Here is a 267-nt window from a genome sequence, read left to right on the forward strand (position 1 = left end):
CGGTAGCGCTCGTAGGGATGCCGGAGGCAAGAATTATCCTGTCTGAAGCGGCTATTGCGGTGGCTCTTGCGCCAAAATCTAATGCGGCAATCACTGCTATTGATTCGGCGATTGCGCAGATACGAAGGGAAGGGGCCCCGCCCGTTCCTGCCCATCTTCGCGATGCGCACTACCAGGGCGCAAAGGGGCTGGGGCACGGCAAAGGCTACAAAGACCCCCACGACGATCCCGCGGGAATTGCGGGCCAGCAGTATCTTCCAGACGGCT

1 pseudogene is annotated in these 267 nt (G+C 60.3%); it reads left to right on the forward strand.

What is annotated here, in order from left to right:
* Positions 1 to 267, forward strand: a pseudogene (locus tag QP415_RS11935) (replication-associated recombination protein A); the annotation flags it as partial.

Origin of the sequence: Pauljensenia sp. UMB3104 (assembly GCF_030217285.1) — a bacterium.
In the GTDB taxonomy this organism is placed as follows: domain Bacteria; phylum Actinomycetota; class Actinomycetes; order Actinomycetales; family Actinomycetaceae; genus Pauljensenia.